Source organism: Azospirillum thermophilum, assembly GCF_003130795.1.
GTDB lineage: Bacteria > Pseudomonadota > Alphaproteobacteria > Azospirillales > Azospirillaceae > Azospirillum > Azospirillum thermophilum.
Window position 1 is genome coordinate 1,326,350 of record NZ_CP029353.1, and the last position, 16,702, is coordinate 1,343,051.

General features: G+C 68.4%; 18 protein-coding genes and 1 other RNA gene. 11 read left to right on the forward strand and 8 right to left on the reverse strand.

Annotated elements, in window-relative coordinates:
• Window positions 1-287 precede the first annotated feature (287 nt).
• Window positions 288-2,483 carry an anthranilate synthase gene (locus DEW08_RS12490; RefSeq protein ID WP_109327564.1) on the forward strand — a complete coding sequence of 732 codons (2,196 nt, stop codon included), beginning with the start codon at window positions 288-290 and terminating at the stop codon, window positions 2,481-2,483.
• Window positions 2,484-2,540: 57 nt separating this feature from the next.
• Here DEW08_RS12490 and DEW08_RS12495 read toward each other — a convergent pair whose 3' ends face one another.
• Both DEW08_RS12495 and DEW08_RS12500 read right to left on the reverse strand, forming a co-directional pair.
• On the reverse strand, window positions 2,541-2,789 hold the full coding sequence (locus tag DEW08_RS12495; RefSeq protein WP_109327566.1) for a DUF2312 domain-containing protein: 249 nt from the start codon (window positions 2,787-2,789) through the stop codon (window positions 2,541-2,543).
• A gap of 103 nt (window positions 2,790-2,892) precedes the next feature.
• A complete protein-coding gene (locus DEW08_RS12500; protein WP_109326842.1) occupies window positions 2,893-4,014 on the reverse strand; it encodes an ISAs1 family transposase in 1,122 nt (373 codons plus the stop codon).
• 408 nt (window positions 4,015-4,422) lie between these two features.
• Between DEW08_RS12500 and DEW08_RS12505 the strand changes: the two genes are divergently transcribed.
• The 5 genes from DEW08_RS12505 (at window position 4,423) to DEW08_RS31180 (ending at window position 8,113) form a co-directional block, all read left to right on the forward strand.
• Window positions 4,423-5,574 (forward strand): Re/Si-specific NAD(P)(+) transhydrogenase subunit alpha, encoded by a 1,152-nt coding sequence (locus DEW08_RS12505; RefSeq protein WP_109327568.1) that lies wholly within the window; start codon window positions 4,423-4,425, stop codon window positions 5,572-5,574.
• Window positions 5,575-5,597: 23 nt separating this feature from the next.
• Window positions 5,598-6,017 carry an NAD(P) transhydrogenase subunit alpha part 2 gene (locus tag DEW08_RS12510; RefSeq protein ID WP_109327570.1) on the forward strand — a complete coding sequence of 140 codons (420 nt, stop codon included), beginning with the start codon at window positions 5,598-5,600 and terminating at the stop codon, window positions 6,015-6,017.
• Between the two features lie 4 nt (window positions 6,018-6,021).
• The gene (locus tag DEW08_RS12515) at window positions 6,022-7,419 is read left to right on the forward strand and encodes an NAD(P)(+) transhydrogenase (Re/Si-specific) subunit beta (protein ID WP_109327572.1); all 1,398 of its coding nucleotides are present in this window, start codon (window positions 6,022-6,024) and stop codon (window positions 7,417-7,419) included.
• A 126-nt stretch (window positions 7,420-7,545) separates the two neighbouring features.
• Complete coding sequence (locus DEW08_RS12520; protein WP_109327574.1) at window positions 7,546-7,833, forward strand: DUF1330 domain-containing protein; 288 nt, start codon at window positions 7,546-7,548, stop codon at window positions 7,831-7,833.
• 127 nt (window positions 7,834-7,960) lie between these two features.
• On the forward strand, window positions 7,961-8,113 hold the full coding sequence (locus tag DEW08_RS31180; RefSeq protein ID WP_168220354.1) for a hypothetical protein: 153 nt from the start codon (window positions 7,961-7,963) through the stop codon (window positions 8,111-8,113).
• A gap of 9 nt (window positions 8,114-8,122) precedes the next feature.
• Here the strand turns inward: DEW08_RS31180 and panB are convergent, their stop codons facing one another.
• Together panB and rpsU are read right to left on the reverse strand one after the other, a co-directional pair.
• Complete coding sequence (gene panB / locus DEW08_RS12525; RefSeq protein WP_109327576.1) at window positions 8,123-8,959, reverse strand: 3-methyl-2-oxobutanoate hydroxymethyltransferase; 837 nt, start codon at window positions 8,957-8,959, stop codon at window positions 8,123-8,125.
• Window positions 8,960-9,102: 143 nt separating this feature from the next.
• Window positions 9,103-9,306 carry a 30S ribosomal protein S21 gene (gene rpsU, locus DEW08_RS12530; protein WP_012974546.1) on the reverse strand — a complete coding sequence of 68 codons (204 nt, stop codon included), beginning with the start codon at window positions 9,304-9,306 and terminating at the stop codon, window positions 9,103-9,105.
• A gap of 215 nt (window positions 9,307-9,521) precedes the next feature.
• Between rpsU and def the strand changes: the two genes are divergently transcribed.
• Together def and DEW08_RS12540 are read left to right on the forward strand one after the other, a co-directional pair.
• A complete protein-coding gene (def, locus tag DEW08_RS12535; RefSeq protein ID WP_109327578.1) occupies window positions 9,522-10,061 on the forward strand; it encodes a peptide deformylase in 540 nt (179 codons plus the stop codon).
• 21 nt (window positions 10,062-10,082) lie between these two features.
• On the forward strand, window positions 10,083-10,793 hold the full coding sequence (locus tag DEW08_RS12540; RefSeq protein WP_109327580.1) for a COQ9 family protein: 711 nt from the start codon (window positions 10,083-10,085) through the stop codon (window positions 10,791-10,793).
• 21 nt (window positions 10,794-10,814) lie between these two features.
• Here the strand turns inward: DEW08_RS12540 and DEW08_RS12545 are convergent, their stop codons facing one another.
• The 3 genes from DEW08_RS12545 to ssrA all read right to left on the reverse strand — a co-directional run bounded on the left by DEW08_RS12545 (window position 10,815) and on the right by ssrA (window position 12,143).
• Window positions 10,815-11,213, reverse strand: coding sequence for a TfoX/Sxy family protein (locus DEW08_RS12545; RefSeq protein WP_109327582.1), 399 nt, complete (start codon window positions 11,211-11,213; stop codon window positions 10,815-10,817).
• A 6-nt stretch (window positions 11,214-11,219) separates the two neighbouring features.
• Window positions 11,220-11,735: an SspB family protein gene (locus DEW08_RS12550; RefSeq protein WP_109327584.1), complete on the reverse strand. Its 516-nt coding sequence runs from the start codon at window positions 11,733-11,735 to the stop codon at window positions 11,220-11,222.
• A gap of 47 nt (window positions 11,736-11,782) precedes the next feature.
• Window positions 11,783-12,143, reverse strand: a transfer-messenger RNA (tmRNA) gene (ssrA, locus tag DEW08_RS12555).
• A gap of 58 nt (window positions 12,144-12,201) precedes the next feature.
• Here ssrA and thyX point away from each other — a divergent pair.
• Entirely contained in the window at window positions 12,202-13,140 is a 939-nt protein-coding gene (thyX, locus tag DEW08_RS12560; protein ID WP_109327586.1) for an FAD-dependent thymidylate synthase, read from the forward strand.
• A gap of 35 nt (window positions 13,141-13,175) precedes the next feature.
• Window positions 13,176-15,071 (forward strand): O-linked N-acetylglucosamine transferase, SPINDLY family protein, encoded by a 1,896-nt coding sequence (locus tag DEW08_RS12565; RefSeq protein ID WP_109327588.1) that lies wholly within the window; start codon window positions 13,176-13,178, stop codon window positions 15,069-15,071.
• On the opposite strand, the gene DEW08_RS12570 is transcribed toward DEW08_RS12565, so the two are convergent.
• Window positions 15,058-15,468 carry a DUF983 domain-containing protein gene (locus DEW08_RS12570; protein ID WP_109327590.1) on the reverse strand — a complete coding sequence of 137 codons (411 nt, stop codon included), beginning with the start codon at window positions 15,466-15,468 and terminating at the stop codon, window positions 15,058-15,060. The two genes, DEW08_RS12565 and DEW08_RS12570, sit on opposite strands and share 14 nt — an antisense overlap.
• Before the next feature lie 193 nt (window positions 15,469-15,661).
• On the opposite strand from DEW08_RS12570, the gene DEW08_RS12575 reads away from it, so the two are divergent.
• Window positions 15,662-16,642 (forward strand): ABC transporter substrate-binding protein, encoded by a 981-nt coding sequence (locus DEW08_RS12575; RefSeq protein ID WP_109327592.1) that lies wholly within the window; start codon window positions 15,662-15,664, stop codon window positions 16,640-16,642.
• Window positions 16,643-16,702: the final 60 nt, after the last annotated feature.

Below are 16,702 nucleotides of genomic sequence, written 5' to 3' on the forward strand. Positions count from 1 at the left end.
CACCATCCGGCACGGGAACGGACCCGGCGGACCTGCTTGACAAGCGGCAGGCCCTGTGGCGAAGTCGGGGCCATGACGACGTTTGCGCTCCTCCTGTCGCACCGCTGGTGGTGGCCCGCTTAACCGGGCCGGCCAGGCGATGCGCGTGAGCGCGATACCGATCGAAGAGACGATCATCAGGCCGCCCGGGGGTTCCCGGAGCGGCCTTTTCCTTGTGCGGGAAGCGGGGTGTCGGGCGGGGATCTCCAGGCGGTTCATCCAGGAACGACGAACCGCGGAGCCATTCGATGTTCTCCCCCAGCTTCTTCCTCGCCGATCCCGGGCATCTGGAGCCCCTGACCTTCCGGACCGCCGGCGGTCTGACCGTGCTGCGGACGGCCGAGCCGCTCGATCCGGCCGATGCGGTGGAACCGCTGATCGACGCGCTCGACAGCCGCCGCGGCCTCCTGCTGTCGAGCGGGGTCGAGGCGCCCGGCCGCTATCGCCGCTGTGCGCTCGGCTTCGTCGATCCGCCGCTGTCGGTGACCGCCCGCGGGCGGACGGTCCGGATCGACGCTCTCAACGCGCGGGGTAGGCTGCTCCTGCCGGCGGTGGCCACAGCGATGGAAGCGCTGCCCGCCGCCAGGGCCGTCGAGGTGGCGCCGGCCCGCGTCTCGGTGCTGGTGCGCAAGCCGGCCCATCCCTTCCCGGAGGAGGAGCGCAGCCGCCAGCCCTCGGTCTTCTCCGTGCTGCGCGGGCTGACCGGGCTGTTCGGTGCGGAGGCGGATCCGCTGCTTGGGCTGTTCGGCGCCTTCGGCTACGACCTCGCCTTCCAGTTCGAGCCGATCCGGCGGCGGCTGGAGCGGCCGGACGACCAGCGCGACCTCGTCCTCTACCTGCCCGACGAACTCGTGGCCGTCGATCCCGCCGCCGGCGTGGCCCGCCGCTTCCGCTACGACTTCGCGGTGGGGGAGGCGGGCACGGCCGGCCTGCCGCGGGACGGGCGGCCGCACCCCTACCGCCGCGAGACCAACGCTCCGGCCGAGGGAGACCACGCGCCGGGGGAGTATTGCGCGGTGGTCGAGGCGGCGAAGCAGGCCTTCCGCCGAGGCGACCTGTTCGAGGTGGTGCCCGGCCAGACCTTCGCCGAGCCCTGCGCCGACACGCCCTCGACCGTCTTCCGCCGGCTGCGCGCCGCCAACCCGGCCCCCTATGAGGCGCTGGCGAATCTCGGCCGCGGCGAGTTCCTGGTGGCGGCCAGTCCGGAGATGTATGTGCGGGTCGGCGGCCGTCGGGTGGAGACCTGTCCGATCTCCGGGACCGTGGCCCGTGGGGCCGACGCGCTGGAGGATGCCGACCGCATCCTGTCCCTGCTCAACTCCGCCAAGGACCGGGCGGAGCTGACCATGTGCACCGACGTCGACCGCAACGACAAGGCAAGGGTGTGCGAGCCCGGCTCGGTCCGCGTGGTGGGGCGGCGGATGCTGGAGCTCTACTCCCGCCTGATCCACACGGTGGACCATGTGGAAGGGCGGCTGCGCGAGGGGTTCGATGCGCTGGACGCCTTCCTGACCCATACCTGGGCGGTGACGGTGACCGGCGCGCCCAAGCGCTGGGCCATGCAGTTCCTCGAGGATACGGAGAAGTCGGCCCGCCGCTGGTATGGCGGAGCCTTCGGGCGGATCGGGTTCGACGGCGGCCTGGATACCGGGCTGACGCTGCGCACCATCCGGATGCAGGACGGCGTCGCCTATGTCCGGGCCGGCGCCACCCTGCTGTCCGACAGCGACCCGCGGGCGGAGGATGCCGAGTGCCGGCTGAAGGCGGCGGCCTTCCTCGGCGCCATCCGGGGCGAGCCGGTGGCCGGCCGTGCCGTGACCGCACCGCGCGGCGGCCTGGGGCAGCGGGTGCTGCTGGTCGATCATGACGACAGCTTCGTCCATACGCTGGCCGACTATCTGCGCCAGACCGGGGCGGAGATCACCACCCTGCGCCATGGCCATGCGCGTGCGGCTCTCGCCGCCGACCCGCCGGACCTGCTGGTGCTGTCGCCGGGACCGGGCCGGCCGGCCGATTTCGACGTGGCCGGGACGATCGACGCCGCGCTGGCGCTCGGCGTGCCGGTGTTCGGGGTCTGTCTCGGGCTGCAAGGCATGGCCGAACGGTTCGGCGGCAGCCTGGGGCAGCTTCCGGAGCCGGTGCACGGCAAGGCGTCGGAGGTTCGGGTATTGGGCGGTCGGCTGTTTGCCGGTCTGCCGGAGCGTCTGACGGTCGGCCGTTACCACTCGCTGGTCGCGCGGCGGGAAACGCTGCCGGCCGAACTGCTGGTGACGGCGGAGACGGCGGACGGGCAGGTGATGGCGATCGAGCATCGCGCGCTGCCGCTGGCCGCGGTGCAGTTCCACCCGGAGTCGATCCTGACCCTGGAGGGTGGGGTCGGGCTGGCGCTGATCGGGAACGTGATGGCGGGCCTCGCCGGCCGGCTGCGGGCGGAGGCCGCATGAGGTGGCAGAAAAGGGCGTCCGGCAGCGATGCCGGACGCCCCCTGGAGGCGGCGGAGCCTACTCCGCCATCCCCAGCGCTTCCTTGTAGAGGTCGAGCAGGGCCTCCTGCTCCTGGCGGTCGGCCTTGTCCATCTTCCGCAGGCGGATGATCTGGCGGATGATCTTGGTGTCGAACCCGGTGCCCTTGGCCTCGGCGTAGACTTCCTTGATGTCCTCCTGCAGGCCGCGCTTCTCCTCCTCCAGGCGCTCGATGCGCTCCACGAAGGATTTCAGTCGATCCGCCGCAATGCCGCCGACGTCGGACATGATCGGGTACCTCACTCGAATTTTCGGGATATCGGGAAATCGGGGGCGGACGATATCCGGCCGAGCGGGGCCCTGACAAGTGCCGCCTGCCCGGCGGCCACGGCTATCGCATTTGAGCGAGGATTGAACGGGCGTAGTCGTCGGACCATCCGGCGCGCTTGCGTCTGGCGCGGATGGAGTCGTCGTTTTTCGCGGCGCGCACGACGTTGAGGGCGAGCTTTCGCAGGATGGCGAGGTTTTCGGGGCCATGGTCCTTGCGGTTGCGGGCGCGGTCCTCGTCAAAGCTGGTGTCGAGCACCCAATGGACGGCGGCCTCGATGCTCCAATGGGCGCGCACGGCGCGGGCCAGGGCTTTGGCATCCAGTCGAGCGGAGGAGAGATAGAGGGTGCGGGTGGTCGTCGTGCGCTGGTCGGCCGCGGTGACGGTGCGCTCGATCAGGCCCAGGGTCTTCAGGCCCGGCAGGGCGGCCTCGTCGGGAAAGCGGCGGTCGGAGGCCAGCCACGCCACCTCCGGGCTGGTCCAGTGCCGGCGAACCTCGATGCGGCCGTGATCGGCGTCGGTGGTGACGTGGGCGTCGCCCAACGCCGCCGCCGGGTCGGCGAAGTAGCGCTCCACCTCGGCCCGCAGCGCCGGGCGGTTGTCCTTGAGCGGGAACAGCCAGTCGCCACCCCGCTCCAGAATGGTCTGCGCGGTCTGCGCCTGACAATGAAGGGCGTCGCCGGTGACCAGCACGCCGTTGAGGTCGAACAGTTCCAGCAACGCCCGCGCCGCGGTGATCTCGTTCTCGCCCGCCGCCACCGCCCGCTGCCCCACCACCATCCGGGCGCCGGAGGCAAACGCGGTGACGACATGCAGGGCCGAGCGGCCGGCGGCCCGATCGAAGGAGCCGCGCAGCGTCTTGCCGTCGATCGCCAGCACTCCGGCGCCATCCTCGCCCAACTGGCCGAGAAATTGCTCAAAGCAGCGCGCGAGCGCCGCCGGGTCCAGCAAGCGGAAGATGCGTGAGAAGGTGTCGTGGCTGGGCAACCCGCCCGCCAGTTCCAGAAACTCCGCGAACAGCGCCCGCCGGTCGCGGGCGAACAGGGCGAAGTCCACGCAGCTTTCCGCCCCGCAGATCGATGCCGTCAGCGCGATGGTCAGCACCTCCAGCAGGTCGTGACGACGGGCATTGCCCGTTCGCGGATCGGGTAGCCCTTGAAAGGAAATGCGAAACACACCGGCCATCGACACAGTTCCTCTGCCTTGGGCCGATAGTCAGAATCCATTTCCACCCACGACGCTACTCCTCTTTTTCAAATGCGATTCCCGTGGCCCGGCGGCCGGCGCGGGGCAGGTAGCTGGGCGCTGCGGCCAACTGTCGCGCAAGGAGGCGGAAAGCGGACTTGACAGAGGGTGGGTTCCGAAATGCCGCGGTTGTCGGAGATTTCACAACAATCCTGCTGCAATTGCCAGCTCGAACATGGCTTTGTTGCGACGCGAAGGAGAGGCTGGTAGTACCATCAACCTGTGTGGCTTCACAAAGCCGCTCAAATCCGGCATGTATGCCGGTCGTCGTGGCGGAGCGCCGCAAAGACGGCCTGGGGATTTGGCCGTTGCGGGGCGTTGTGCCCTTTTGAGGCAGGGGAGTGGAAAATGAAGGTCGCCGTACCCAAGGAGCGACGCGCGGGAGAACTCCGCGTAGCGGCGTCTCCCGAAACGGTGAAGAAGCTGAAGGGGCTCGGACTCGACGTCGTGGTGGAACAGGGAGCCGGCCTCGGCTCCAGCATCACCGACGCGGCTTTCGAGGCCGCCGGCGCTTCCATCGTGGCCGATCCCGCGGCGCTGCTGCGGGACGCCGACATCGTGCTGAAAGTACAGCGTCCGCTCGCTTCGGGGGAAGGTGAGCTGGACGAGCTGTCGCTGATGAAGCGCGGAGCGCTGCTGTTCGCCATCCTGAATCCGTACAACAGCCGCGACCTGGTGAAGGCCTATGCCGACGCCGGCGTCAACGCCTTCGCCATGGAATTCATGCCGCGCATCACGCGCGCCCAGGTGATGGACGTGCTGTCGAGCCAGGCGAACCTCGCCGGCTACAAGGCGGTGGTGGATGCCGCCGGCGAGTATGGCCGCGCCTTCCCGATGATGATGACCGCCGCCGGCACCGTTCCGCCGGCGCGCGCCTTCATCATGGGCGTCGGCGTCGCCGGCCTGCAGGCCATCGCGACCGCCAAGCGCCTCGGTGCCATCGTGTCGGCCACCGACGTGCGTCCGGCGGTGAAGGAGCAGGTGCAGTCGCTCGGCGGCACCTTCGTCGCCGTCGAGAACGAGGAGTTCAAGCAGGCCGAGACGGCCGGCGGTTACGCCAAGGAGATGTCCGACGACTACAAGCGCCAGCAGGCCGCGCTGGTCGCCGAGCATATCAAGAAGCAGGACATCGTCATCACCACCGCGCTGATCCCCGGCCGCAAGGCGCCGATCCTGGTGACGCGCGAGCATGTCGCCTCGATGAAGCCCGGGTCGGTCATCGTCGACCTGGCGGTCGAGCAGGGCGGCAACGTCGAGGGGGCGGAACTGGGCAAGGTCGTCACCACCACGAATGGGGTGAAGATCGTCGGTCACGCCAACTACCCGAGCCGCATCGCCGAGTCCGCCTCGCTGCTCTATGCCAAGAACCTGCTGGCCCTGCTGCAGGTGCTGCACGACAAGGAGGCCAAGGGCATCCTGGTCAACTGGGACGACGAGATCGTGAAGGCCATCGCGCTGACCCGCGACGGCGCGGTCGTCCATCCCGCCTTCGCCGGCTGAGCGGCCTCGAGGAGATCTCCTTCATGGATCAGACCCAAGTTTCCGCCCAGATCAACGATCTGATGGCGAAGGTTCAAGTGCTGAAGCAGCAGGCGGACGCCGTCACGGCGCAGCTTGCCGCCCACGCCCAGCCGGTCGCCGACGCGGCCGGCGGCCATGGCAGCTTCTTCATCACCGGCCTGACCGTCTTCGTCCTGGCCTGCTTCGTCGGCTATTACGTGGTCTGGCGCGTGACGCCGGCTCTCCACTCGCCGCTGATGGCGGTCACCAACGCGGTGTCCTCGGTCATCATCGTCGGCGCCTTGATCGCGGCGGGTCCGGCCGACTTCGGCTTTTCCAAGATGATGGGCTTCCTCGCCGTCATCCTGGCCAGCGTCAACATCTTCGGCGGCTTCCTGGTCACCCAGCGCATGCTGAGCATGTTCAAGAAGAAGGGCAAGTAAACCCATGGAAACGCTGTCCGCCCTTCTCTATCTGGTCGCCTCGATCTGCTTCATCATGGCGTTGAGGGGCCTGTCCTCGCCCGAGACCTCGCGTCAGGGCAACATCTACGGCATGGTCGGCATGACCATCGCCATCGTCACCACGCTGGCCTCGCCCTTCGTCCAGTCCTACTGGATGATCGTGCTGGGCATCGCGATCGGCGGCGCCATCGGCTATGTCGTGGCGAAGAAGATCGAGATGACGGCCCTGCCGCAGCTCGTCGCCGCCTTCCACTCGCTGGTCGGTCTGGCCGCCGTGTTCGTGGCGCTGGCCGCCTTCTACTCGCCGGAGGCCTACGGCATTGGCGTGCGGGGAGCCATCGCCAAGGGCTCGCTGGTCGAAATGGCGCTGGGAACCGCCATCGGCGCGATCACCTTCACCGGCTCGATCGTCGCCTTCGCCAAGCTGCAGGGACTGGTGACCGGCAAGCCGCTGGTCTTCCCGATGCAGCACCCGCTGAACGCCGCGCTCGGCGTGCTGACGGTGCTGCTGATCATCTGGCTGGTACAGTCGAACTCGGCCGCCGCCATGTGGCTGATCATCCTGGTGGCGCTGGCGCTGGGTTTCCTGCTGATCCTGCCGATCGGCGGCGCCGACATGCCGGTCGTCATCTCCATGCTGAACAGCTATTCCGGCTGGGCGGCCTGCGGCATCGGCTTCACGCTGCAGAACAACCTGCTGATCATCACGGGCGCCCTTGTGGGCTCCTCGGGTGCGATCCTGTCCTACATCATGTGCAAGGGCATGAACCGCTCGATCTTCAACGTGATCCTCGGCGGCTTCGGCGGCGAGGGTGCGGCCGCCGCCGCCGGCGGTGGCGGCGGTCCGAAGGGTTCGGTGAAGGCCGGCTCGCCCGAGGACGCCGCCTACATCATGAAGAACGCCCAGTCGGTGATCATCGTCCCCGGCTACGGCATGGCGGTCGCCCAGGCGCAGCACGCGCTGCGCGAGATGGCCGACCACCTGAAGAAGGAAGGGGTGGAGGTCAAGTACGCCATCCATCCCGTTGCCGGCCGCATGCCGGGCCACATGAACGTGCTGCTGGCGGAAGCCAACGTGCCGTATGACGAGGTGTTCGAGCTGGAGGACATCAACCGCGACTTCGGCACCGCCGACGTGGCCTTCGTCATCGGCGCCAACGACGTGACCAACCCTGCGGCCAAGACCGACCCCGCCTCGCCGATCTACGGCATGCCGATCCTGGACGTCGAGAAGGCGAAGACGGTGTTCTTCATCAAGCGCTCCATGGCCTCGGGCTATGCCGGCGTCGAGAACGAGCTGTTCTTCCGCCCGAACACCATGATGCTGTTCGGCGACGCCAAGAAGGTCACCGAAGAGGTGGTGAAGGCCATGGAGGCCTGATCCTCCCGGCCCAGCTTATACGCGCTGAACCCGCCGACTCCCCGGGGCCGGCGGGTTTCTTTTTTGCCCCGGCCGGTGGCGCGCTACAGTGGGCGCCCTTGAGGCCCAACGCAGGAATCCGCCGTCATGCCCGCCTACGTCATCGTCGATGCCAAGGTCACCGATCCCGTCGCCTATGAGGCCTACAAGTCGCTGAGCCCGGCGGCGATTGCCGCCTACAACGGGCGCTTCCTCAGCCGGGGAGGGGCGACGGAGGTGCTGGAGGGTGATTGGCAGCCGAACCGCATCGTCGTGGTGGAGTTCCCCGACATGGCCGCCGCCAGGGCCTTCTACGACAGCCCGCAGTACCTCGCGGCACGGGAAGCGCGCAAGGACGCCGCCGAGTTCCGCATGATCGTGGTGGAGGGGCTGTAGCCGGCCGGCTCCCGCCGCTGAACCCCGCTGTTACCATCCGTTACACAAGGCCCGACTCCGGGACACATGTCCGCAACAGCCCGGCGCTATTCCGGACGTGTCGACCAATCAACAGAGAGTTCGGGCCATGGAACAGTGGGAAAAGGCGGTCGAGGAGCCATACCCCGACGATCGGATCGAAGGCCAGTTGAACTGGTGGACGCGGGTGGCCTGCGGGCTGCTGCTGGTCGGGATGTGGCTGTGCGCCGCGTCGATCTACCTGATGGTCCGCCAGGCGTGACGGCCGGCCTCAGCCCGTCTCCGCCGGTGCCTTGACGCCGAAACAGTGCTCCGGACCGGGGAAGCGGCGGCTGCGCACCTCGTCCGCATAGGTCGCGACCGCCTGGCCGACAGTCTCGGCGAGGTTAGCGTAGCGCTTGACGAATTTCGGCTTGAACTCGCCGAACAGGCCCAGCAGGTCGTCGCTGACCAGAACCTGCCCGTCGCAGGCGGGAGAACCGCCGATGCCGATGGTGGGGATGGCGACGTCCTGCGTGATCTGCCGGGCGAGCGGCTCCATCGTGCCTTCGATGACCAGGGAGAAGGCACCGGCCTCGGCGATGGCGCAGGCGTCGGCGCGAATCCGCTCGGCCGACGCCGTGTCCCGGCCCACCGCCTTGTAGCCGCCGAGCGCGTTCACCGACTGCGGCAGCAGTCCGACATGGCCCATGACGGGCACGCCGCGGCTGGTGAGGAAGGCGACCGTCTCCGCCATCTCCAACCCGCCTTCCAGCTTCACCGCCTGGGCGCCGGTCTCCGCCATCACGCGGGCCGCGTTGCGGTAGGCCGTCTGCGGGCTCTCCTGATAGCTGCCGAAGGGCAGGTCGACCACCACGCAGGCCGTGGACGAGCCGCGCACCACGGCGCCGCCATGGGCGATCATCAGGTCGAGCGTGACCGGCAGCGTGCTGTCGAAGCCGTAGATCACCATTCCCAGCGAATCGCCGACCAGCAGCAGATCGACATGCGGGTCGAGCAGGCGCGCCATCGGCGCCGTATAGGCGGTCAGGCAGACGATGGGCTCGCCACCCTTGCGGGCACGCAGGCTGGGGACAGAGGTGCGGGTGATCGCCTTGGACGCGCTCATGGGGTCGGCCTTTCGCTGGGTCGACGCGCAGATACACCAAAACCGCCCGCGCGAAACATCACGGGGCGGTCGGTGCAAGACACAAAGGGGTCTCTGGCGCTTTGCGGGCGCCTCAACTCTGCCGGCGCGGGTGCGCCAGAGAATTAATAGCCCTCACGCTCCATGCGCTTGCGCAGCAGCTTGCGGGTGCGACGCACCGCCTCGGCCTTCTCGCGCGCACGCTTCTCCGAGGGCTTCTCGTAGTTCCGGCGCAGCTTCATTTCGCGGAAGATACCCTCGCGCTGCATCTTCTTCTTGAGCGCGCGGAGGGCCTGATCGACGTTGTTGTCTCGGACCAGAACTTGCACGTTAACCGTCACCCTTTCTAAAGAGCCGTGTCGCTTTTCAGCAACGAACGGGCATGCGCATGCGGGCGCACCCCCTTGTGTGGGAGCAGTGTGTATCACGCTCCTTCACGCTTGTGAAGGGGGGAGTGCCGTGCGAAATGGCCGCAAGACGGCAAGAAGGAGGGAAATGGAGCGAAATGATTGCCGGCCTACCCTCCCGTCCCAGATAATAGGGCATGGCACTCCTCAAGATCGCCCGCATGGGACATCCGGTGCTGCGCACCGTCGCGTCACCCGTTTCCGACCCGACCGCCCCGGCCATCCGCCGGCTGGCGGAGGATATGATTGAGACGATGCTGGACGCCCCCGGAGTCGGACTTGCCGCTCCCCAGGTCCACGAGTCGAAGCGGATCATCGTCTTCCGGGTTCCGGCGGACCGCTCCGGCGGCGAGTCGGTCGGCATCACCGTTCTGATCAATCCGGTGATCGAGCCGCTGGGCGACGGGATGGAACTGGGGCCGGAAGGCTGCCTGTCGATTCCCGGCCTGCGTGGCATGGTCCCGCGCTGGAGCCGCATCCGCTACCGCGGCTACGGCCTCGACGGCGAGTTGGTCGAGCGGGAGGCGGACGGGTTCCACGCCCGCGTCGTGCAGCACGAGACGGATCATCTGGACGGGGTTCTCTACCTGGACCGCATGACGGATCTGAGGCTGCTGGCCTTCACCGAGGAACTGCATTACATCGCCGATGCCCTGCGCCAGCAGGAGCAGGGCTGACCGGAAGGAGACGAGGTTCCCATGCCCGCCATCAACCCAACCATCGACGACCTGCGCGACGAGATCCTGCTGTCGACCCTGCCGAACGTCGTGTTCGACGGCTGGACCATGCAGGCCCTGCGGGACGGGGCCACCATGGCCGGCCATGACGGCACGGCCGTCTACCGCGCCTTCCCCGGCGGGATCCCTGATCTGGTGGAGCATTTCGTCGACTGGACGAACCGCCGGATGCTGGCGGCGCTGGAGGCCCACCCGCTGGAGGAGATGAAGGTCCGCGACAAGATCGCGCTGGCCGTCCGCACGCATTTCCAGGTGCTGGAGCCCCACCGTGAGGCGAAGCGCCGGCTGATGGCGTGGCTGGCCCTGCCGCAGAACGTCGGGCTGGGGATGCGGCTGCTGTACCGCACGGTGGATGCCATGTGGTTCGCCGCCGGCGACACCTCCACCGACTACAACCACTATACCAAGCGGGCCCTGCTGTCGGCCGTGGTCAGTTCCTCCACCTTCTACTGGCTGGACGACCAGTCGGAGGAACATGTTGAGACCTGGGCGTTCATCGACCGCCGCCTTGCCGACGTGATGACCATCGGCCGGGCCACCGCCTCTTTCGGCAAGGTGGGAACCCTGCTGTCGCACCTGCCGAATCCGGTCCGCTTCGCCCGGCAGCTTCGCCAGCGCACGACCGCGGCCCAGGCCGACAACGCGACCGTCCACATGGCCGAGAACATCTGAAGGGCTGAGGAAATCTGAAGATCAGGACCCGGCGCCGGCCTTCCGGCGCCGTCCGGCCGAAGCGGGCGGCTTCTTCGCCCGCGCCCGCAACGCCGCCTCCAAGGCCGGTCTCGCCCAGGCCAGCATCTCCTCCGGATCGTCGAAGACGCTGTCGGGCGGCGTGTGGTAGGGCATGACCATCGGCCGGGGATCCGGCCGGTCCGCGAAGGGGCGGAAGGGCTGGAGCCCCAGCGATTCGTAAGCCGGCCGGTTGGTTTCGTCAGTTCGGAAGAACAGCGTGTCGAAGGCCACCAGGGCGAAGGGTACCCCGTCGCAGGAAATGCCGTAACCGCCGAACATGCGCCGGGCCCGGACATCGCCGAGCCGGGCTAGCGATTCGCAGATCATCGCGACGAACTCGTTCGACGCGACGGCGGCCATGGTAGCTTACTTCTTGCGGAAAGCGTCGAGCGCAACGACCTCGCCGCGTTTCGGCTCCTCGGCCGGACCGGCGGACTTGTCGTCGGATTTCTCCCCCTTCTCGGCACCCTTGTCCGCGCTGCCGGCGCGGGAGGGCAGGGGGGCGACCTCGGCCGATTCTGCCGGGATCATCGGCTGGAACTGCAGGGCGAAGTTCACCGACGGATCGGCGAAGGTGCTGATGGCGGCGAAGGGTATCACCAGCCGCTCATGCACGTTGTTGAAGCTCAGCGTCACCTCGAACCGGTCGTCGTGCACCTCCAGCCCGTAATACTGGAACTGCAGGACGATGGTCATCTCGTTCGGGTACTGGGCCGAGAGATAATCCGGGATGGAGACGCCCGGATAGCCGGTGCGGAAGGTGAGGTAGAAGTGATGGTTGCCGGGCAATCCCCGTTCCGCCACCTGGGTCAGTGCCTCGCGGACGACACCGCGAAGGGCGGATTCGACCATCAGGTCGTAGCGGAGCTGCTCTCTCGACATAATCACGCGGGTCCTCGGAGCGCACCGGGTCAGGCGCAGGCTGGTAAGGTGTGGGCCTTCTGTTGCTAGGCGGCCCACGGCCCCACCCTTGGGCGCTAACCCGCGGGGATTAGGTTTAGGCTACCAGCCGCCGTTAGGCAGCGAGGCGAGCCTGAGCAACGTTGTCGTTGGCAACTATTGCAACGGCCCGATAACGGCGGAACCATGCCGGGCGAAGACCATGCCTTTACTACGCGTGTCGATCCTATTTCGCCCCCAACGATCCCGGTCAACGAAGCCGGTTTACGATTGGTGGAGGCGCCGGGTACCGCCCCCGGGTCCACAACGCTTATTCCGCAAGGCGTTTATCGCCATAGTCGGCGAACCGACGATGCCAATATAGGCATTCGCGCCGGGCATGCAAAGGGGATTGAGAGGGGTGGGGCCAGCCCGTTAGAGTGCCGCCCGACAGAACCCCGGAGCTACCATGCCGATCACGCCCGAGCAGCGCGACGAAATCGATCGCCTGCGCGCCGCCACCTACACCACCCGCCGCGCGACCGTTCCGGCGCTGGAGGAGATCCTCTACCAGCCGATCGAGGTGCTCGATCACGGATTCGTGCGAGTCGTCGACTACATGGGCGACGACTCGGCCGTGGTCCAGGCCGCCCGCGTGTCCTATGGCAAGGGTACGAAGAAGGTCTCGGAGGATGCCGGGCTCATCAAGTACCTGATGCGCCACCGCCACTCGACCCCGTTCGAGATGTGCGAGATCAAGTTCCACGTCAAGCTTCCGATCTTCGTGGCACGCCAGTGGATCCGCCACCGTACGGCCAACGTGAACGAGTACTCCGCCCGCTACTCGATCCTCGACCGCGAGTTCTACGTCCCGGCGCCGGAGAACCTGGGCGCCCAGGCCGTCGTCAATCGCCAGGGGCGCGGCGACCTGCTGGAGGGCGAGGAGGCGGCCGGCGTCCTCAAGCTGCTGCGCGACGATGCCGAGCAGGTCTACGGCCACTATGAGGAGATGCTGAACCACCGGGAGGACGGCACCCAGATCGACCCGTCCCGCCAGGGGCTGGCGCGCGAGCTGGCGCGGATGAACCTGACGCTGAACTACTACACCCAGTGGTACTGGAAGGTGGACCTGCACAACCTGCTCCACTTCCTCAGCCTGCGGGCGGACACCCATGCCCAGTACGAGATCCGCGTCTATGCGGAGGCCATGCTGGACGTCGTCCGCCGCTGGGTGCCCGCGGTGTTCGAGGCCTTCAGCGAGTACCGCCTGGGTGGCACCAGCCTGTCCAGGACCGGTATGGAGGTGGTCAAGCGTCTGCTGGCCGGCGAACCGGTGACGCAGGAGACGAGCGGCCTGTCCAAGCGCGAATGGCGCGAGTTGATGGACCAGCTCGGCCGGGCCGAGTAAGTCCGGCAGACCTGCCGCTCGAAGAAGGGGACCGCATGACGCCGCAAGAGGCCGAAGCACTTCACCGCCGAGGCCTGGTTGCGGCGCAGGCGGGGCGCCTGGACGAGGCGCTGGATCTGATCGCCCGCTCCATCGCCGCCTGCCCGACCGAGGCGCCCTGGTGGGCCAACTACGGGCTGGTGATGGAAAGCGCCGGCGATGCCGTCGGCGCGGCACAGGCCTACGCCGGGGCGCTGAATCTCGACGGCGGACTGGCCCTGGCGCTCGAAGGACTGCTGGTGGTTGCCGATCGGCTGCGCAGCGCAGGCCGGGCCGACGTGGCGGAGTCCTGCTACCGCCGCGCCATCGTCCTGGCGCCGCAGTCGGCGGCGGCGCTTGCCAACGGCGGCGTACTGCTCCGGGCCCAGGGCCGGCGGGAAGAGGCGGCGACGCTCTACCGCCGTGCCGGGCGACTCGACTCTGCCAACTGGGTGCATCCCTACAACCTCGGCAATGCACTCGCCGAACTGAACCGCCTGGACGAGGCCGATTCGGCCTACCGGGAGGCGCTGGACCGCGACCCTGCCCGGGCCGAGGTGATGGCGAATCGGGCAACGAGGGTCCTTGCCCTGCAGGGACGCATCGCCGAGGCCATCGCGGCGCTGGAGCAGGCGCTGCGAGGTCACCCCGACGCCGATCCGCTGCACAGCGCGCTGCTCTACCTGATGCAGTTCGACCCGGCGCGATCGATGGAGCAGATCGCAAAAGCCCATGCCGACTGGGGCGCCCGCTATCCGGATCGTCCGGCCGCTTCCGCGCCGGCTCCGGCGCCGCGGCTGAAGATCGGCTATGTCTCCCCCGATTTCCGCGCCCATCCCGTCGGCTATTTCCTGGAGCCGGTGCTGGCGGCCCATGACCGCGCGGCCGTGGAAATCACCTGCTATGCCAATACCGCCAACCCCGACTGGAAGACGCAGCGCCTGCAAGGGCTGGCCGACCGCTGGGTGTGGACCGCGGGGATGGATGATGAGGCGTTGAGCCGCCGGATTCGGGAGGACGGCATCCACATCCTGGTCGATCTGGCCGGGCATACCTTCGGCAACCGGCTCGGGGTCTTCGCCCGGCGGCCGGCGCCGGTCCAGGCCACCTGGGCCGGCTATGTCGGCACGACCGGCCTGCCGGCAATGGACTATCTGATCTCCGACTCCCGGCAGAGCCCTGAGGGTGCGGACGGCTGGGCGATCGAGGGGATCGTGCGCATGCCGGACGCCTATGTCCCCTGGGGACCGCCGGACGATGCCCCGGATGTCGCTCCGCTGCCGATGCTGGAGCGCGGATTTCCGACCTTCGGCAGCTTCAACGCCCTGCCGAAGCTGAACGCGGAGGTCGCGGCGCTGTGGGGGCGGGTCCTGGCCGCGGTGCCGGGATCGCGGCTGTTGCTCCGCACGCCGGGATTGGACGATCCGGCGCAGCAGGTCCGGACCCTCGCCCTCTTCGAGTCGGCCGGGGCCGACCCCGGACGGCTGGACGTCCGGGGCGGCGCGCCGCACCGGGAGTTTCTCGCCGGCTATGGCGAGATCGACGTGGCGCTGGATCCATTTCCCTATTCCGGCGGCCTGACCACGCTGGAGGCACTGTGGATGGGCGTGCCGGTGGTGACGCTGGGTGGCGACCGCTTCTGCGCGCGTCATTCCGTCACGCACCTGACCTCCGCCCGGCTGGCGCCGCTGGCGGTCGAGGGGCCGGACGCCTATGTCGCCATGGCCGCCGCGCTGGTCTCGGACCCGGCGTCGCTTTCGGCGCTGCGGGGTACGATGCGGGACCGGCTGCGGTCGTCGCCGGCACTGGACGGCGTGCGCTTCACGCGGGCGCTGGAGGCGGCCTATGGCGTGATGTGGCAACGCTTCGCGGCCGGCGCCGGCCGGGCCTCCTTCTCGCTCAGCTTCGATTGAGCGGAGGGGCTTCGGCGGCCTCCTCCGGCTCGTCATCGTGGGCGCCGGTGCTCCACATGATGCCGAGGATCAGGCCCTTGAAGCGCGGCAGCAGGATCAGGGTCAGAACGAGGGCCAGCAACGGCCAGACCGCCATATGCAGCCACATAGGCCATTCCCAGGTCTGCTCGACATGCAGCAGGGCCGGAATGACGATATGGCCGACCACCAGGATGGTCAGCCAGGGCGGGGCGTCATCGGCGCGCAGGTGGCCATAGGGCTCGCCGCAGACAGCGCAGCGGTCCACCGGCTTCAGGTAGTTGCGCAGCAGCTTCCCCAGCCCGCAGTGGGGGCACCGGCCCATGAGGCCGCGCATCGCGGCGGTGAATTTGGAGGGTGTCTCCGCCACGGGGGCCATGCCGATTCCTTCCGCCGGTTTCCGTTGGTGTGCCCACAATATAGGCGGTCAAGCGATCCGCACCACCCCGCTTCCGTACCGCCCGGCATATTCGCCGGGAGGGGTGCAGGGCTGCGGCACGCCGAGCCTCGTTGACGAGGACCATCCCGGCGGTCTACGGGAGGGGTAACGACCGGACAGGAAGGGGAATGCCATGCCGATCACGCGTCTGATGTGCGCCGCGCTTGCCGTTGCGGCCTTCGCCGCTCCCATGGCTCCGGCGGCTTATGCGCAGAGCCAGAGCAAGACGGTAGCGATCACCGCGATCGTCGAGCATCCGTCGCTGGACGCCATCCGTGCGGGAGTGATCGAGTCGCTGAAGGCGGCCGGCTGGACCCCCGGCCAGAACCTGAAGGTCGAGTTCCAGAGCGCCCAGGGCAACCCCGCCACCGCCGCGCAGATCGCCCGCCAGTTCGCCGGCTCCAAGCCCGATCTCATCGTTCCCATCACCACCCCATCGGCGCAGACCGTCGCGGCGGCGACCAAGGACATCCCGGTGGTCTTCGCCGCGGTGACCGATCCGGTCGGCGCGCAACTCGTCAAGTCGATGGACAAGCCGGGCGCCAACATCACCGGCGTGTCCGACATGGCTCCGGTCGCCGAGCATGTCGCCCTGATCCGCGAGATCGTGCCGGCCGTCAAGCGCATCGGCGTGCTCTACAACCCCGGCGAGGCGAACTCGGTAGCGCTGGTGAGCAAGCTGAAGGAAGAGGCCGGCAAGGCCGGACTCGCCGTCGTCGAGGCCACCGCCACCAAGTCCGCCGACGCGCAGGCCGCCGCCCGCGGTCTGGTCGGCAAGGTCGAGGCCGTCTACGTGCCGCTGGACAACACCGTCGTCTCGGCGCTGGAAAGCGTGATCGCGGTCGGTCAGCAGTCGAAGCTTCCGGTCTTCTCCGCCGACACCGACAGCGTCGGCCGCGGCACGGTCGCCTCCATCGGCTTCGACTACACCCAGGTCGGCCGGCAGGCCGGCGATCTCGCCGCCCGCGTCCTGAAGGGGGAGAAGCCGGGGGACATGCCGGCCGTCCTCGCCAAGGGCACCGACCTGTACGTCAACCCCAAGGCCGCCGCGGCCCAGGGCGTTACCCTGCCGGACGCGGTGGTGAAGCGGGCGACCAAGGTGGTCGGCCAGTAACGGGGCCGGGGCGCTCGGGCAACCGGGCAGGGAAGGGGCAGGCGGCAAGGCCTGGGGTGT

What these genes read in the sequence shown, in the direction of transcription:
- DEW08_RS12490 (WP_109327564.1), top strand. Translation starts at nt 288, where the DNA reads ATGTTCTCCCCCAGCTTCTTCCTCGCCGATCCCGGGCATCTGGAGCCC.
- DEW08_RS12515 (WP_109327572.1), top strand. Translation starts at nt 6,022, where the DNA reads ATGGAAACGCTGTCCGCCCTTCTCTATCTGGTCGCCTCGATCTGCTTC.
- DEW08_RS31180 (WP_168220354.1), top strand. Translation starts at nt 7,961, where the DNA reads ATGGAACAGTGGGAAAAGGCGGTCGAGGAGCCATACCCCGACGATCGG.
- DEW08_RS12545 (WP_109327582.1), bottom strand. Translation starts at nt 11,213, where the DNA reads ATGGCCGCCGTCGCGTCGAACGAGTTCGTCGCGATGATCTGCGAATCG.
- panB (WP_109327576.1), bottom strand. Translation starts at nt 8,959, where the DNA reads ATGAGCGCGTCCAAGGCGATCACCCGCACCTCTGTCCCCAGCCTGCGT.
- thyX (WP_109327586.1), top strand. Translation starts at nt 12,202, where the DNA reads ATGCCGATCACGCCCGAGCAGCGCGACGAAATCGATCGCCTGCGCGCC.
- DEW08_RS12510 (WP_109327570.1), top strand. Translation starts at nt 5,598, where the DNA reads ATGGATCAGACCCAAGTTTCCGCCCAGATCAACGATCTGATGGCGAAG.
- DEW08_RS12575 (WP_109327592.1), top strand. Translation starts at nt 15,662, where the DNA reads ATGCCGATCACGCGTCTGATGTGCGCCGCGCTTGCCGTTGCGGCCTTC.
- DEW08_RS12495 (WP_109327566.1), bottom strand. Translation starts at nt 2,789, where the DNA reads ATGTCCGACGTCGGCGGCATTGCGGCGGATCGACTGAAATCCTTCGTG.
- DEW08_RS12565 (WP_109327588.1), top strand. Translation starts at nt 13,176, where the DNA reads ATGACGCCGCAAGAGGCCGAAGCACTTCACCGCCGAGGCCTGGTTGCG.
- def (WP_109327578.1), top strand. Translation starts at nt 9,522, where the DNA reads ATGGCACTCCTCAAGATCGCCCGCATGGGACATCCGGTGCTGCGCACC.
- DEW08_RS12520 (WP_109327574.1), top strand. Translation starts at nt 7,546, where the DNA reads ATGCCCGCCTACGTCATCGTCGATGCCAAGGTCACCGATCCCGTCGCC.
- DEW08_RS12550 (WP_109327584.1), bottom strand. Translation starts at nt 11,735, where the DNA reads ATGTCGAGAGAGCAGCTCCGCTACGACCTGATGGTCGAATCCGCCCTT.
- DEW08_RS12505 (WP_109327568.1), top strand. Translation starts at nt 4,423, where the DNA reads ATGAAGGTCGCCGTACCCAAGGAGCGACGCGCGGGAGAACTCCGCGTA.
- DEW08_RS12570 (WP_109327590.1), bottom strand. Translation starts at nt 15,468, where the DNA reads ATGGCCCCCGTGGCGGAGACACCCTCCAAATTCACCGCCGCGATGCGC.
- DEW08_RS12500 (WP_109326842.1), bottom strand. Translation starts at nt 4,014, where the DNA reads ATGGCCGGTGTGTTTCGCATTTCCTTTCAAGGGCTACCCGATCCGCGA.
- DEW08_RS12540 (WP_109327580.1), top strand. Translation starts at nt 10,083, where the DNA reads ATGCCCGCCATCAACCCAACCATCGACGACCTGCGCGACGAGATCCTG.